Origin of the sequence: Micromonospora haikouensis (assembly GCF_000876225.1) — a bacterium.
Taxonomy (GTDB): Bacteria; Actinomycetota; Actinomycetes; order Mycobacteriales; family Micromonosporaceae; genus Micromonospora; species Micromonospora haikouensis.
The window spans coordinates 1,331,840-1,347,187 of record NZ_JXSX01000003.1 but is presented as its reverse complement, the minus strand read 5'-3'; the positions used below and the strand labels follow the sequence as shown (position 1 = coordinate 1,347,187).

Below are 15,348 nucleotides of genomic sequence, written 5' to 3'. Positions count from 1 at the left end.
GGCGAATCGTCAGATTCCTCGCGAGGACCCGTAGGTGTTGCCGCTGATCGTGAACCCGCTGCAGCCGTTGAGCCAGATGTCGTAGGAAACGTTCGCCACCAGCGGATTGTCGTATGCCTGGTTGTTGATCAGTGAGCCGTTCGTGCTCCAGAGGATGTTGAATCCGGAGCTGCCGTTGTGGTGGGCCACGTTGTCGACGATTGCCGCGTTCTGCAGGTAGTAGACGGCCGTGCCGCGGTCGTAGTTGTAGTTGAAATCGCTGTTGCGGATGCTGACGCTGGTCTCGGTGTTCGCGTTGTAGAAGTCGGTGACCTTGAGGCCGATCCCGGTCACGTTGTGGGACGCGTTCAGGCCATCGATCACGACCTGGTCGACGATGCTCAGGTAGAGGCCGTGGAAGTAGCCTTGGACAGCACCGTTGTACTGCACGTCGGTATCGCGAATCGTCACACCGGTGGCGCGGCCGATGATGATGCCCATGGCCGCGCGCTCGACCAGTACGTTCTCGACCACCGCCCCCACGTTGACGACGTCCTGGTGCTTGTCGGAGAAGTCGATGCCGATCCGGTTGATCCGGGCGGCCTCGATCCGGGCGTCCAGGGATGCCTTGGTCTCCGTGCCGCTGCTGATCCGCTCGTTGTACTGGGCACCGCCCTTGTGGAAGTACGAGGGATAGGCCTGCTCGGCGCCGCCAAGGCCGCCCAGGACGATCGCGTTGCGGATGCCGACATTGGTGAACGGCACGGAGGCGTTGGTGACGACCGGCTCGTCCCGGCCGACTGCGAGGGTGATGACCGGGCGGTCGGAGGCTGACGTTCCCTGCACCGTGCAGCCGTCGTAGACCTTCAGGCTCGCGGCCAGCGTGTACGTGCCCGGGTTGACGAGCAGTGTTCCGCAACCGAGGTCCCGCAACCGGTCCATGGCCGCCTGGAGGTCGGCGCCAGCGGAGACGGTCACCGTCGCCGCGCTCGCCGGGCCGGTCACCAGCAGAGGTACGGCGGTCGCGAGGACACTGGCGACGCAGAGGACGGCCAGACGGCGTTTGTTCTTGATCATAGATACTCCCTGATCAGTGGGGGGTGGGGGATCGCGGCGCTATCGCTTGCCCTGCAGGGTGACAATCGGGACGGATGAGCACACGAGGCGGCATGCCGCCCGAAAAACGACGAAGGTCGCTGGCCGCAGCAATGAAACTAGTAACATCGACCGCTGGGCGCAACACATCGGCCACAAAGAGAACGTTTCTGGAGGCTAAGGGATGTCTCGTAACTCGGTGATGGCGTTGCCGGTCAACGGTGTCGGTGTCATCCGAGCAGGATGATGTTGTGGAGGTGGGCGATGCCGGAAGCGGTGTCGGTCAATGTGCTGGCGGCGCGTCGGTAGTCCCGGAGGATCTTGAAGGTCTTCATGCGGGCCAGGGCGTGTTCGACCTGCGCCCGGATCGTGCGGTGGTGCTTGTTCAGGTCCTTCTTCCAGTCGGGTAGTTCGGTGCCGTCGGTGGGTTTGCGGTACGGGATGATCACCTCGGGGTTGCCGCGGTAGGCGCCGTCGGCCATGACGGGCCGTCCGGCCAGTTTCTGGTCGATGCCGGAGGTGCGGTAGGCGATGGTGTCGTTACGGTTGCCCGGCTGCGGGTCACCCAACGCGACGACCAGGCGGGTGTGGGCGTCGATGGCGACCTGCAGGTTCGTCGAGTAGCGGTAGTTCTTGCTCGGGGCGGCCAGCCGGTGGTCCCGGGTCGGGACCAGGGTGCCGTCGACGATGGCGATCTGTTCGATCCGGCGTCGGCGGACCGGGGCCAGGGCGAGCAGGGGGCCGAGGGTGTCGATGACCCGGTGGGCGGCGGAGTGCGACACCCCGAACAGCGGGCCGATCTGCCGCATGGTCAGGTTCGTGCGCCAGTAGGCGGCGACCAGCAGCACCCGGTCGGCGAGGTCGAGGGACCACTGCCGGCCCGGCCGCCCGTCGGCGATGGCGTCCCCGCCACGTTCGGCGACCAGCCTGACCAGCCTGCGGAACTGGGCGGGCTGCAGCCCGGTGAACGGGAAGATCCACTCCGGGCGAGCCGCCGTGATCACCTGCACCAGAACATGATCCACCATGGACCCACCGCCGAGTTACGAGACATCCCTTAGTGTCCTGAGTCGTTAATTCGCCGTCAGATAGTAGGCTGTCGGTGTGGCTGGTCGTCCGCGTGGTGTGGTGGAACTGACTGATGATGAGCGTGCGTGCCTGACCAGGTGGGCACGGCGGGGTAAGTCGTCGCAGGCGTTGGCGTTGCGGTCGAAGATCGTGCTGTTGTGCGCCGAGGGTCTGGTGAACACGCATGTCGCGCAGCGGCTTGGGGTGTCGCGGGACATGGTGGGTAAGTGGCGTGGCCGGTTCCTGGCCCGCCGGTTGGAGGGCCTGGTCGACGAGCCGCGGCCGGGGGCGCCCCGCCGGATCAGTGATGATCGGGTCGATGAGGTGATCGTCAAGACTCTCGAGCGGCAGCCGGCCAATCAGGACAGTCATTGGTCGACCCGGTCGATGGCGCGTGAGACCGGGCTGTCGCAGACGGCGGTGTCGCGGATCTGGCGGGCGTTCGGCCTTGAGCCGCATCTGGTGGACACCTGGAAGTTGTCAGCTGATCCGATGTTCGTGGAGAAGGTCCGTGACGTCGTGGGCCTGTACCTGGATCCGCCGGTCAAGGCGATGATGCTGTGCGTCGATGAGAAGTCGCAGATGCAGGCCCTGGAGCGGACCCGACCGATGCTGCCGATGATGCCCACCGTCGCGGCGAGGCAGACCCATGACTACGTCCGTCACGGCGTGGCCAGCCTGTTCGCCGCGTTCGACCCGGCCGCCGGCAAGGTCATCGGGCAACTGCACCGGCGGCACCGCCATCAGGAGTTCCTCAAGTTCCTGAAGGTCATCGACGCCAACACTCCCGCCGAGATGGATCTACACCTGGTGCTGGACAACTACGCCACTCACAAGACCCCGGCCGTGCACCGCTGGCTGGCCGCGCATCCCCGCTTCCACCTGCACTTCACCCCGACCTCCGCGTCGTGGCTCAACCTCGTGGAGCGCTGGTTCGCCGAACTGACCCACCGCAAACTCCGCCGATCCAGCCACCGCAGCCTCGCCGACCTCGAAACCGACGTACAGACCTGGATCGAGGCATGGAACACCGACCCGAGGCCGTTCGCCTGGACCAGAACCGCCGACGAGATCCTGAACAGCCTCGCCACATACTGCGGCCGAATTAACGACTCAGGACACTAGGTTCCCGGCCGCTGCCGAGCACCGCCCGGCCGGACAGCTCCACCCGTGGCAGCGCCCAGCGCCGTCTCTGCATCATCTGCACCACCCACGGCGATCCGGGCACACGAGCTTGCCGGCGTTCGCACGACCCGTCGCTGGCCATCCTGGGCGACCGGACTCGAGGCCGCACCAGCCTCGTTGTCGTACGGGATCGAGATCGCCGGCTGAAGCAGCGTCCACCACTCGCACGGTCAGCGTCCACGCGACGGCGACCCGGTCAGGGCGAGGATTCGCGGACGATCAGCTCGGTCGGCAGTTGCACATGTCCGTCGTACTCCTCCAGCCCCAGCGCCACCCGGGCCCCGTGCACGCCGACCTCCCAGAACGGGACACGGATCGTGGTGAGCGCCGGAGTCAGGTCAGCGACGATCGGGGCGTCGTCGAATCCGACGATGGCGACGTCACCGGGAATTGCCAGGCCGAGGCTGCGCGCGGCGCGGTAGACGCCGACGGCGACGCCGTCGGTCAGGCACACCAAGGCCGTCGGCCGGTCCGGCCGGCTCAGCAGGCTCAGGGCGGCGACCCGCGCACCGTCACTGTCGTTGGCGCACTCGATCACCAGCGACGGATCGACCGGCAGTCCAGCGTCCTGCAGGCCCAGTTCGTACCCGCGCAGGCGTTCCGCCGGCGTGGTCCGCTCGGGGATCAGGCCGAGGAATGCGATCCGTCGATGCCCGCCGGTCACGAGGTGCTCGACGGCCCGCCGGACGCCGCCGACCTGGTCGTAGTCGACAGAGAGGATGCTCTTCGAGCCCGGGCAGGCCGGGTGACCGACCAGGACGAGACGGGCGCCGACCGCCGCGAGCGCCTCGGCGTAGGCCACGGCCCGCTGTTCGAACTCCTCACCGGTCTGTGTCGACCCGGCGAGCAGGACCGCAGCCGGCCGGTACTCGCGGAGGGTCTCCATCAGGTCGCGTTCACGTGCCGGGTCCTCACCCGTGGTGCTCAGCAGGAAGAGGTTGCCCTCCGCCGTGGCCACGCTCTCCGCGCCGGCCGCCATGTCGGCGAAGGTCGAGCCGATCATGTGGGCGGCGACGAAGGCCACTGTGCGGCGGCCCAGGCCCATCATGGCCTGGGCCAGCGCGTTGACGACGTACCCGAGGTCGTCGGCGGCAGCGAGGACCCGGTCCCGGGTCGCGGGGCGCACGGAGGGGTGGTCGGCGAACACCCGGGAGGCGGTGGTCAGTGACACGCCAGCGGCTTTCGCCACGTCACGCAGGTTCGCCCGGGAGGCAGGCTTCGGACCACGCTTCCCGTTCCGCGGGGCGTTGGGAAGCGCTGTCATGGGGCCATCGTATGCCGATGCGCACACCGTGTTGACGGCAAGGAGCCCTCCACCGGCGGCGGTCGCGGTCCCGGCAGCACGTTTCGCACAGGTTGCAGGCACATGAAGCCTGCCTCTTGACGGCCTGGTAGGGGGCGTTTACAGTCGCCTGAAACTAGTTCCATCCGCGCCCCAGATCGACGCACGGACATGGGCCGGACATGGACCTTCCGGACGAGCTTCTGCGAGTACCCGGTGACGTGATGGCCTGGACGGCAACGCCCAGGCCAATCCGGAAGAGCGGCAGGCTGAGGAGAGAGCACGAGATGATAAACGGGAACACGAAACGACCCGTCCCGCAGTCGCGGACGAGACGTGCGGTGGCGGCAGTCGCCATTGCCGCCATGGTTGCCACCACCGCCGCATGCTCATCCGGCGATGACGCGGCATCGGGCAAGACCAAGATCCGCTTCACGTACGCCACCGGCGACGAGACCTGGAACGGGGCCGTCAAGGCCGTGTCCGACGCGTTCAACGCCAAGAGCACGACAGCCGTGGTGCAGCTCGACCCGCTGCCTGCCGGAACCGACTATGCCACCGCCTTGAAGACGCTGGACAGCACCGGCAGGTGGCCTGCGATCATCGAAATGCGCGACACCAAGACCTACGTGGAGGCGGGCAAGCTGGCCCCGCTGCCGAGCGAGGTCACCGACCTGCTCGACGACAAGGCCGTCGCCAAGTCCGAGGACGGGAACGTCTACATCACCCCCTCGGGCGCGCTGAACGGCGAGATCGGCCTCAACATCGTCTACGACAAGGACTACTTCGCCCAGCACAACCTGAAGGTCCCGACCACCTACACCGAGTTCATCGACCTGCTCAAGGCGATCAAGGCCAACGGCGACACGCCGCTGGCCACCGCGGCAGGGGACATCTGGCCCAGCGACCAACTCTGGAAGCCGCTGGCAGCCCCCTACTTCGCCAAGTGGAGCGACAAGGGCGGGTTCTGGAACGCCGTCCAGGACGGGACGGCCTCCCTCGAGGATCTCCGTGAGCCTCTCACCCGCCTGCAGGACATCACCAACAACTACGTGCTCAAGGGCTGGCAGTCCACCGCCGACGCGCAGACCTCGACGTTGCTGGTCAACCACCAGGCTGTCATGGCCACATCGTCGGCCGGTATCGGCCGGCTCAACGACATCCACAAGGTCGACCCGAAGTTCAAGGCGGGCCTGTTCATCATCCCGGACGACGCGGGCAACATCGACGTGCTGAAGAACGCGGTCAACGGTGACACCGCACCCGGCCTGGCCATCTCGTCGCAGGCCAAACAGAACGGCGCAGAGTACGACGCGGCGGTGGACTTCCTGACCTTCTTCTACTCCGTCGAGGGCGCGAACATCGTGGAGAAGGCCGGCGTGGTGGCCCCGAACATCAAGCTGGCCGACCAGATCACCCGCAACACCGCGATCCCCGGGGCCGAGGACTACTTCGCGCTGCTGAAGAACCCGAAGCTGGTCTGGTACCAGAACGACCCCAAGGCGACCACCTTCAGCGGGTTCAACACCTTCTTCCGGCAGACCCGGATCGAGATGCAGACCGGCCAGATCACGCTCGACGAGGCCGTGGCCAAGTCCCAGACCGAATTCAACAAGCTCGTCAAGAATTGAGTAACCGGTGGTCTGGCGGAGTCGTCCTCTCCAGGACGGCTCCGCCGTACATCACCCGGCATGAACGTGAGGTCATGAGGACATGCAGCAACCACAGTCGGCGGCCGGGGCGACTGCCGCGCTCGAGAATCCGCGGCGTGCCGAGCCCGAGCCAGGACCGGCGGGCCAGCCGCCCGACACCGCCCGGACGCCCCATACCCGGCCGGAACGCCTGCGCCAGCGGATGGCGCTGTGGTTGTTCATCGTTCCCGCCCTTGTCATGTACATCGCGACGGTCATCGCCCCGTCGCTGCAGTCGATCGAGATCAGCCTGACCGACTGGGACGGCGTGAACGCGGCCTACAACTACATCGGGTTCGCCAACTACACGGACATCGTGCAGGCCGACCGGTTCTGGAACGCCGTGACCAACACGCTGCTGCTCGGTTTCGGCTCCGCAGTCATCATCAACGTGATCTCACTGGGCGTGGCGCTGTTGCTCGACCGGTTGCGGCACTGGCAGGGCCTGTTCCGCACACTGGTCTACCTGCCGTCGCTGATGAGCGGCTTCATCGCCGCCACCATCTGGAAGTACATCCTCAACTACAACTTCGGCGTGGTGAACACGACGCTACGCGAGCACGGCATGGAGACCTGGGCCAAGGACTGGTTCGGCGACAGCGGGCTGGTGATTTGGGTTCTGCTGTTCGTCCTCTGCTTCACCCTCGGTGGCAACACGACGCTCATCTACCTCGCGAACCTGCAGTCGGTCCCGCGGGACCTGGTCGAGGCGGCTCGCATCGACGGCGCCTCCGGCCTGCAGGTCTTCCGCTACGTGACCTGGCCGATGCTGGCCGGCTCGGTGACCGTCAACATGACGCTCGGCATCATCGCCGGCTGGACGATCTTCGACCAGATCCTGGTCCTGACCGCAGGCGGGCCCGGCTTCGTCAGCGAGACGATGGCCTTCTTCATCTACAAGGTCGGCTTCGGCGAATACCGGGCCGGCTACGGCAGCGCTGCCGCCGTGCTGCTGTTCCTCGTCGTCATGGCCACCACCGTGGGCGCCAACCACTACATGCGCCGCAGGGAGATTCAGGCATGAGTAGCCAGATCGCTGTCACCCGGCAGACGCGCAGGCGTCGTGCCGCACGGAAACGCTTCTCGGCCGGCGAGATCGCCTCGATGGCCGTGCTGGTGATCCTCATCCTGGTCATCGCCTTCCCCGTGCTCTACGCGTTTCTCAACTCCTTCCGCAGCTACGCCGACATCACCCGCGACCCGATGGGTCTGCCGACCTCGTTCGAGTTCACCAACTACCTGCAGTTGTTCCAGCAGACCGACTTCGGCCAGGCGGTACTCAACACGGTGATCATCACCGGCGCGTCCGTCCTGCTGCTGCTGGTGCTGGTACCGATGGCCGCGTACGGCATCGAGCGGCTCGGCGGCCGGTCCTCCCGGATGCTCTATCTGTTCTTCATCGTCGGGCTCATGATCCCGTTCCAGGTCCGCATGATCCCGCTGGTCAAAGGAATGAACGACGTCGGCCTGTACGGCACCCTGACCAGCGTCATCCTGGTCCACCTGGGCACCGCCGCGCCCTTCGGCATCCTGCTGTACTGCAGCTTCATCAAGGGCGTCCCGATCGAGGTGGAGGAGGCCGCCCAGATCGACGGCGCCGGGCGCCTGCGCACCTTCTGGTCCATCGTCTTCCCGATGCTGCTGCCGGTGACCTCCGCGTTCGCCATCATCGAGTCGCTGGCGTTCTGGAACGAGTTCTTCATCCCCCTGGTGTTCCTGGACTCCACCTCGGCCGGCACGATCAACGTCGCGATCAACCGGATGGTCGGCCTGTTGTCGTCCCGGTGGGAGCTGATCTACACCGGCGCGATCCTCGCGCTGATCCCCTCGATGGTCATCTTCGCCGCGTTCCAGCGGTACTTCATCAAGGGCATCTCGGTCGGGGCCGTGAAGGGATGAGCAGGGCGTGGTCCGCCCCTGACGGCCCGGTGGCGCAGACCGCCATAGCGGTCTGGTACGTGTTCGTCATCTCGCTCTGCTTCCTCGTGGCCTGCCTGCCCTACTTCGTCTTCGAGACGGTGGTGGGCTGGCAGGCCAGCCATGTCGCGTTGTGGCTCGGCACGCTGTCACTGGCACCGGTGCCTCCGGCCCTGCGCGGGCTCATGGAGTCCGCGCGGGCGCTCGTGACGGAGCGCGGGCACCCGGGCCGGCCGATACGCCGCTTCTACCGCGCCGTCCTCGATGCCACGCCGGCGCTGCGGGCGCTCTGGTACACGGTTCCCGTACTGATCCTGCTGATGGCCTACGACCTCGCCCTCTACGGCGCGGACTCGTCCGCCGCGACGGTGGCCGTCGCAGTGGCCGCGACGATCGTGGGCATCGTCGTCATCGGCGCATCGGCCACGTCGGCGCCGACCCCGGGCGACAACCTGCCGGGCCTGGTGACGGCGGTCCTTCGTGCCCTCGGGCGGCGTCCCCTCGTACCCATGGCATGGATCCTTCTGCTTGTCGTCGCGATCGCCGCCAGCCGGACGCCGTTGCTCGGCCCGAGCCTGACCCTGTTCCTGCCCGGCGCGTGGGCGGCCGCGGTAGGCATCGTCAACCGTTGATCCATTCCCTACCTACGCAAGCCTTGGAGCACCGTGTTCACCGCCTTTCTCAGCATCCATCCGGCGTTCACCATCGCCCCCGTCTCCCGCCGCACCTTCGGTTCCTTCGTCGAGCACATGGGCCGCTGCGTCTACACCGGCATCTTCGAACCGGAACACCCGACGGCCGACGCCGACGGTTTTCGACAGGATGTCCTGGCGCTCACCCGCGAGCTCGGCGTCTCGCTGGTCCGTTACCCCGGCGGCAACTTCGTCTCCGGCTACCGCTGGGAGGACGGCATCGGGCCGGTCGTCGACCGGCCCGTACGGCGTGACCTGGCCTGGCGCAGCCTGGAGACCAACAGGGTCGGCATCGACGAGTTCATGCGCTGGGCGGGCAAGGCCGGCGTCGAGGTGATGTACGCGGTCAACCTCGGCACCCGCGGCCTCCCGGAGGCCCTGGACGTGCAGGAGTACCTCAACCAGCCGGATCGCACCCGCCTCGCCGAGCTGCGCGCCGCCAACGGTTCACCGAATCCGTACGGCGTGACGATGTTCTGCCTCGGCAACGAGATGGACGGCCCCTGGCAGACGGGGCACAAGACCGCCCACGAGTACGGACGTCTCGCGGCCGAGACGGCTCAAGCCATGCGCGACGCCGAACCGGACCTGGAACTGGTCGTCTGCGGCAGCTCGGACTCCGGGATGCCCACCTTCGCTGCCTGGGAGTCCGAGGTCCTCGCACTCACCTACGACCAGGTCGACTACATCTCGGCACACGCCTACTACGACCCCGCCAAGGTCGACGCCGACAGCTTCCTGGCCTCGGCCGTCGACATGGACCGGTTCGTGGACAAGGTGGTGGCGACGGCCGACAGCGTGGGAGCACGCCTCAAGCACACCAAGCGCATCAACATCTCCTTCGACGAATGGAACGTCTGGTACCAGACCGACTTCGGCGCGGCCCGCCGCGCCGAAGACCGGACCGGCTGGCCGATCGCACCGCGGGTGATCGAGGACCGCTACAACGTCACCGACGCGGTGGTCGTCGGCGGCCTGCTGATCTCGCTGCTGCGGCACAGCGACCGGGTCACCGTGGCCTGCCAGGCGCAGCTGGTCAACGTGATCGCCCCGATCATGACCGAACCTGGCGGCCCGGCCTGGCGGCAGACCATCTTCCATCCGTTCGCCATCACGTCACGCCTGGCCAAGGGCGAAGTGCTACGCGTGGAGATCGACGCGCCCACCTACGAGACGACCCGCTACGGCGAGGCCTCGCTGGTGGATGCGGTGGCCACCCACGATCCGGAGGACGGTGAGCTGGTCTTCTTCGCGGTCAACCGGAGCCGGAGCGAATCCGCCGATCTCCGCGTCCCGTTGACGGGCTTCGCCCCCGGGCTGCGGGTGGCCGAATCGTGGACCCTGGCCGACGACGACCCGGCCGCCGTGAACACCGCCGACCAGCCGGACCGGGTCGTCCCGCGACCGACCGCCCAGGTGTCAGTGACCGACGGGGTGCTGCACGCGGTCCTGCCGCCGGTCTCGTGGACCGCGATCCGGCTGTCCGTCTGACCACAGCAGGCCGGGTGCCACCAACCTCGCGGAGGTCGGTGGCACCCGGCCCTTTCGGCTTACTGGACGGTGCCGAAGACGCGCAGTTCGGCGATGTTCAGGTAGTTGCCGTTGCGGATCCGCAGGTAGCGGTACTGGCCGTGGCCGGTGGCGGGCAGGCTCTGCCAGGACAGTGACTTGCCGGTGGTGCCGGTGAGCCGGGTCCAGGTGCTCAGGTCGTTGGACCCTTCGAGGGCCTGGTCGACCTGGCGGGTGAGGCCGTTGTTGTCCTGCCGGACCAGCACGTCGGCCCGGTCCAGCGTGATCGTCTTTCCGGCGCCGAGGTCCCAGGTGAGGGCCGCGGCCCCGTTGACCGGCGCCACGTCGCTGAAGGTGGTGACGCTGGAGTCGAACAGCCGGGCGGCGTGTGTGGCGTTGGCCGTGTCCGCGGTCCCGGTGCCGGTCACCAACGTGCCGCCGGTGGCGAGGTTGACCTGGTTGCGGTCGTCCGAGGCGAACAGGGCGGTGAAGTCGGTGCTGGCGGTGATCGAGGGCGCCGTCACGCCGCCGGCGGTGATGTAGTCGATGGTGAACGGCAGGATGCCGCTTCCGGTGACGTCACCGAGGGTGGTGGTCGCCGTCCAGGTCAGGCCGTCTTCGCTGGCCGGGGTGACCGGCTGTCCACCGATGGTCACGGCGACCCGGCTGATCGCCTCCGGTCCTGAGAACTTGAGGGTGACCGGGGCGCCCGCGCTGATCCGGCCGGCCAGTGCGCCGGTGGACGCGATCGACACCGTCGAGAGGGCACCGGGAACCTCCTGCCGCTGGCCGAACACGTGGAACTCGGCGAACGACCAGATGCCGGGGTAGGCGGGGTCGGTGGGGACACCGGGTTGGTCGACCTGGAGTTTGAGGAACCGGTATGCCTTGCCCTTCTGGTCGTCGCGGACGGCGACGGTCTGGTAGTCGTTGGTCTCGACGGTTGCGGAAGCGCTCAGCAGGGTCCAGGTGACGGCGTCGTCGGAGCCGTAGACATTGGTGCCCTGCATGCGGTTGCCGAAGTTGTACCGGGCCTGGAAGGTGAACTGCTCGGGGGTGACCCGGTAGCGGGTGCCGAAGTCGAGGACGACCGCACCGACCCGTAGATCACCGCTGAAGGTGCTCTGGTCGTCGTCGGTGAGGTAGCCGACCGTGGTGGCGTCGATCACCGAGGACTTCACCAGCGGCGCGTAGGCCAGTGAGCCGTCGGAGAGGGTCGGGTTGAGCAGCTGCAGCGCCGAGATGGCCTCGAGCAGCGCGGCGAACGCGGTGGCGAACTCCTCGTCGGTGCCGGTCGCGGCGACGCTCCGGGCGGTGGCCAGCGCGGCGTCGTAGGTCGCCTTGGTCGGGCTGGTGTAGACGGCGGAATCGCTGGTGCCGTCGGCCACCGCCGCCTTGATCATGCGGGCCCGGTCAGCCGAGACCACCATTTCGAAGGTACGGGCGGTGACGCTCTGGCCGTCGTCGGCGACGACCTGGACGGGGTACCGGCCGGGACGCCTGGCCGGGGTCCAGGTCAGCGCGCCGGTCGCCGGATCGAGAACGGCGCCCTTCGGCAGCCCGTACGCCCGGTAGGTGACCGAGCCGCCCGGGTCGGTGGCGGACAGGTCGATAACCGACGGCTTGTGCAGCAGCAGGTACTGCTGGGCCCGCTGCTGCGGGAAGGCCGGCTGGGTGAGATCCTTGGCTCCGGTGAGGATGACCTTGTCGAGGTCGACGGTCGTGCCCCGCTTGCCGGTCAGCCGGTAGTAGCCGACGTTCGATCCGGCGGACGGGTAGGCGATGTAGCGCCAGGTTCCCTCGGTGTCCGGGACCTCGATGGTCGACAGGACCCGGGCGGCGATCTCCTTCGGGTTCCTCTTCGACGCCGGCTCCTTGTCGAGCACCTGCAGCGTGGTGGGCCCGTCGGAGCGCAGCAGCACGCCGGTGCGGCCCCCGGCGCTCCACATCTGCCGGCTGAGGGCGCTGATCGTCCCCTTCTCGTCGACGCGGGCTCGGGCGAAGCTCTGTCCCCCCTCGGTGACGATCCTGGTTCGGCCGTCCAGCTGGAGGCTGTACTTGGCGAACGGCAGCGACGCGTCGGCGGGCAGGGCGGCCGGTGCGGTGCCGGCCAGTTCGGCCGGGAAGGCGTACCAGTAGCCGGCGTTGCCCGGGATGACGCCGTAGTTCCAGAAGTTACTGACGGTCGTGCCGTACCAGAACTGTGGGCCGTCCTCGACCGCGTGCAGCTTGGCGAGGTACGGTGCCACCCGGTCGACGTCGACGCCGCGTCCCTTGTAGATGTAGTAGAGCTCGGTCAGCGGGCTGAACTGGCGGCCCCGGTATGCCTGCGACAGGAAGCCGCCGGAGCCCGTCTCGTCGATCCACGGTGTTGGGGCGCCCAGCATGTATCCGGCGAACGCGTCCGCCGCCGCCAGCAGCCTGCGGTCGAGGAAGTCGTAGAAGCTGACGGCGTCGCTGTCGGTGGAGACCGTCCCGGCCACCGGGTCGATCTTCGTGCCCTGCACTTCGAGCAGCTTCCCGAGCGAGGCGAAGTTGACGACGTTGCACTCGGCGTGCGCCTGGTCGCGGCCCATCTCCCGGAGCTGGACGAAGTCACGGCCGTAGGGGTTCGCCGGGTCGCCGGCCTTGATCAGCGGGGCCTGCGCGGCCAGGGAACCGTTCCAGTACTCGTCGAAGGTGGAGTTGACGGTCAGCCATTCCACGCCTTTGGCGTACCCTGCCGCGTCGTCGGCGAAGATGGCGGTGGCGATGCGGCCGAACAGTCCGAAGAGGTGCTGGTTCATCCACCTGTCGTTGCCGGGTGAGAAGACGGTCAGCACCGGGTTGGCGAAGTTGGTCAGCAGGTTCTGGGCGTCGGACTCGTGCCAGGTGACGTCGTAGCCGTTGTAGGTGCCGGGGGTGTCGTCGGCGACGGGTTCGGTGGCCCGCAGGATCTCCGCGGCCGTGAGGATCTGCTGGAGCGGCAGGCCGGTGTGGATGTGCGCGTCGGCGAAGTAGGCGTACTTGGTCGGGTCCATCCGGCTCCATACCCGGACCACCTGGATGGCGTTGCGGCGGTAGACCTCGTTACCGGTGGTCACCCACATCAGTGCCTGGGTCAGCGCGGCGACGCCGTCGGTGTTCTCCCGGTAGCGCATGCCCACCTGAGTGAACGTGTTGTCGGCCGGTTGGTCGGGAACAGCCGCGGACTTGGAGTTGGCCGACCGGTAGGTGGTGGCGGCGGCGGTGGTGGCCGCCATCGCCTCGAAGTACGACTTCCACGGTTCCGTGCCGGCCCGGATCTGAGCCTGGGTGGAGCGCAGGTCGGCGGCGGACAGACCGATGCCCGGGTGGGCGAAGCCAGCGGCGCCGACGCTCTCGTTGATCTGTACGACGTGCTCGGTCAGCAGGTCCGCGACGGTCGTGGCCTGGGCGGGCGGCGTGTACACCAGTCCCAGGCCGAGAAAGGTGGTGGCAGCGAGGGCTATCCGCGATCGTACTGATCGGGGGAGGTTCATCGGTTTGCCTTCCTGGCGCGTGCGGCGGCACCGTCGGTGGAGGTGAGCGGCAAGCGCCGTCGGGTGGTGGCGGGGAGCGTCCCGCGTCGCGGGCACCGGCTTACGCCGGGGCCGGTGAGGGCGGCTAAGCACGCGAACGCGCAACCGTAGAGACGGATAGATACGGCTCTGTGGGGAGACTACGGCGTCCGTTACACTCAGGCAAGAAACTAGTTGCACGAAGATGTCCACGACCACCTGCCAGGCAAAACACACCCGCGCACCCACACCCTCCCGCAGCCCCACGATCCCGCGCCAGCAGATGCGGAGACACCTTGCACACGCCAATCACGGCTGTCATCACTGCCCTCACCGCGCCCTCGCGGCCCCCGACCGCAGGCCTCGCCGACGGAGCGCTCCGATGAGTGACGAGACACGGCCCCGCGCGGTCCTCGCCATGCGACCAGCCGCCCTCGCCGACGACCTGTTCGGCCCCGGCCGGCATCTCCTACGCCAACACGTCGACGCCGCGACAGTCCTCGAATCTCTGGACGACGCGCCGGCCCACGAACTGCTCGCCGAAGCCGAGGTACTGATCACCGGATGGGGCTGCCCACCGGTGACCGCCGAAGTCCTCGACCGGGCGCCGCGCCTGCGCGCCATCGTGCACTCCGGCGGCTCGACCGTCGAGTTGATCGACCCGTCGCTGGCGGCCACCCACGGGATCGCGGTGTCCAACGCGGGCGAGGCGAACGCGATACCGGTCGCCGAGTACGCGTTCGCGGCGATCCTGCTGGCCAACAAGCAGGCCACGGCGGCCGAGCAGCTCTACCGGCAACGGCGCGACCGTATCGACCGCGAGGTGGAACTACGCGACACCGGCAACTACCGACGCCAGGTAGGTCTGGTCGGGGCCTCCCGGACCGGCCGCCGCGTCGCCGGGCTGCTCGCACTGACCGACCTGGACGTCCTTCTCTACGACCCGTACCTGACCGACGATCAGGCCACCGAGCTGGGGGCCCGCCGCTGCGACCTCGCCGAGTTGATGGCCCTCTCCGACGTGGTGTCCCTGCACGTGCCGTCGACCGCGGAGACCGCCGGCATGATCAGCCGGGCACTGCTGAGCCTGATGCGCGACGGCACCACACTGATCAACACCGCTCGCGGCACCGTCCTCGACCAGGACGCCCTCCTCGACGAGCTGCGCACCGGCCGGCTCCGGGCCGTGCTCGACGTCACGACACCCGAACCACTGCCGGCCGACCACGAACTATGGTCGCTGCCCGGCGTCACGCTCACTCCACACATCGCCGGCGCCACCGGCACCGAACTGCGCCGGCTCGGCAGTTACGTCGCCGACGAACTCGCTCGCTTCCGGCAAGGCACACCGTTCGCCTACCCGGACAGCACGCCCACGCCGGTCGTCGGTGTCCCGTAACAGAAGAGGAGTC

11 protein-coding genes are annotated in these 15,348 nt (G+C 67.8%); 7 read left to right on the top strand and 4 right to left on the bottom strand.

Translation table 11 applies throughout. From position 1 onward, the window contains the following. Positions 1-9: 9 nt before the first annotated feature. Positions 10-1,056 (bottom strand): right-handed parallel beta-helix repeat-containing protein, encoded by a 1,047-nt coding sequence (locus TK50_RS27205; RefSeq protein WP_043968240.1) that lies wholly within the window; start codon positions 1,054-1,056, stop codon positions 10-12. Positions 1,057-1,304: 248 nt separating this feature from the next. After that, positions 1,305-2,084: a transposase family protein gene (locus tag TK50_RS27200; protein WP_082106342.1), complete on the bottom strand. Its 780-nt coding sequence runs from the start codon at positions 2,082-2,084 to the stop codon at positions 1,305-1,307. Positions 2,085-2,178: 94 nt separating this feature from the next. On the opposite strand from TK50_RS27200, the gene TK50_RS27195 reads away from it, so the two are divergent. Then, positions 2,179-3,267, top strand: coding sequence for an IS630 family transposase (locus TK50_RS27195; protein WP_043968239.1), 1,089 nt, complete (start codon positions 2,179-2,181; stop codon positions 3,265-3,267). A gap of 256 nt (positions 3,268-3,523) precedes the next feature. Here TK50_RS27195 and TK50_RS27190 read toward each other — a convergent pair whose 3' ends face one another. Beyond that, positions 3,524-4,591, bottom strand: coding sequence for a LacI family DNA-binding transcriptional regulator (locus tag TK50_RS27190; RefSeq protein ID WP_043968238.1), 1,068 nt, complete (start codon positions 4,589-4,591; stop codon positions 3,524-3,526). 359 nt (positions 4,592-4,950) lie between these two features. On the opposite strand from TK50_RS27190, the gene TK50_RS27185 reads away from it, so the two are divergent. The 5 genes from TK50_RS27185 (at position 4,951) to arfA (ending at position 10,400) form a co-directional block, all read left to right on the top strand. Then, entirely contained in the window at positions 4,951-6,240 is a 1,290-nt protein-coding gene (locus TK50_RS27185) for an ABC transporter substrate-binding protein (RefSeq protein ID WP_199486148.1), read from the top strand. A gap of 82 nt (positions 6,241-6,322) precedes the next feature. Continuing rightward, positions 6,323-7,324: a carbohydrate ABC transporter permease gene (locus tag TK50_RS27180; protein WP_082106670.1), complete on the top strand. Its 1,002-nt coding sequence runs from the start codon at positions 6,323-6,325 to the stop codon at positions 7,322-7,324. Next, a complete protein-coding gene (locus tag TK50_RS27175; RefSeq protein WP_199486147.1) occupies positions 7,321-8,199 on the top strand; it encodes a carbohydrate ABC transporter permease in 879 nt (292 codons plus the stop codon). The genes TK50_RS27180 and TK50_RS27175 overlap by 4 nt, the downstream gene beginning before the upstream one ends. Positions 8,200-8,228: 29 nt before the next feature. Beyond that, a complete protein-coding gene (locus TK50_RS27170) occupies positions 8,229-8,849 on the top strand; it encodes a hypothetical protein (RefSeq protein ID WP_144420414.1) in 621 nt (206 codons plus the stop codon). Positions 8,850-8,882: 33 nt separating this feature from the next. Beyond that, positions 8,883-10,400 (top strand): arabinosylfuranosidase ArfA, encoded by a 1,518-nt coding sequence (gene arfA, locus TK50_RS27165; RefSeq protein WP_043968229.1) that lies wholly within the window; start codon positions 8,883-8,885, stop codon positions 10,398-10,400. Between the two features lie 59 nt (positions 10,401-10,459). On the opposite strand, the gene TK50_RS27160 is transcribed toward arfA, so the two are convergent. Further along, positions 10,460-13,849 carry a putative Ig domain-containing protein gene (locus TK50_RS27160; RefSeq protein ID WP_043968226.1) on the bottom strand — a complete coding sequence of 1,130 codons (3,390 nt, stop codon included), beginning with the start codon at positions 13,847-13,849 and terminating at the stop codon, positions 10,460-10,462. A 469-nt stretch (positions 13,850-14,318) separates the two neighbouring features. Here TK50_RS27160 and TK50_RS27155 point away from each other — a divergent pair, with 469 nt between their 5' ends. After that, on the top strand, positions 14,319-15,335 hold the full coding sequence (locus TK50_RS27155) for a hydroxyacid dehydrogenase (protein ID WP_043968224.1): 1,017 nt from the start codon (positions 14,319-14,321) through the stop codon (positions 15,333-15,335). Positions 15,336-15,348 lie beyond the last annotated feature (13 nt).

Excerpts from the sequence above, each read along its gene's own strand:
- TK50_RS27205 (WP_043968240.1), bottom strand. The coding sequence starts at position 1,056 with ATGATCAAGAACAAACGCCGTCTGGCCGTCCTCTGCGTCGCCAGTGTC.
- TK50_RS27190 (WP_043968238.1), bottom strand. The coding sequence starts at position 4,591 with ATGACAGCGCTTCCCAACGCCCCGCGGAACGGGAAGCGTGGTCCGAAG.
- TK50_RS27180 (WP_082106670.1), top strand. The coding sequence starts at position 6,323 with ATGCAGCAACCACAGTCGGCGGCCGGGGCGACTGCCGCGCTCGAGAAT.
- TK50_RS27175 (WP_199486147.1), top strand. The coding sequence starts at position 7,321 with ATGAGTAGCCAGATCGCTGTCACCCGGCAGACGCGCAGGCGTCGTGCC.
- TK50_RS27155 (WP_043968224.1), top strand. The coding sequence starts at position 14,319 with ATGAGTGACGAGACACGGCCCCGCGCGGTCCTCGCCATGCGACCAGCC.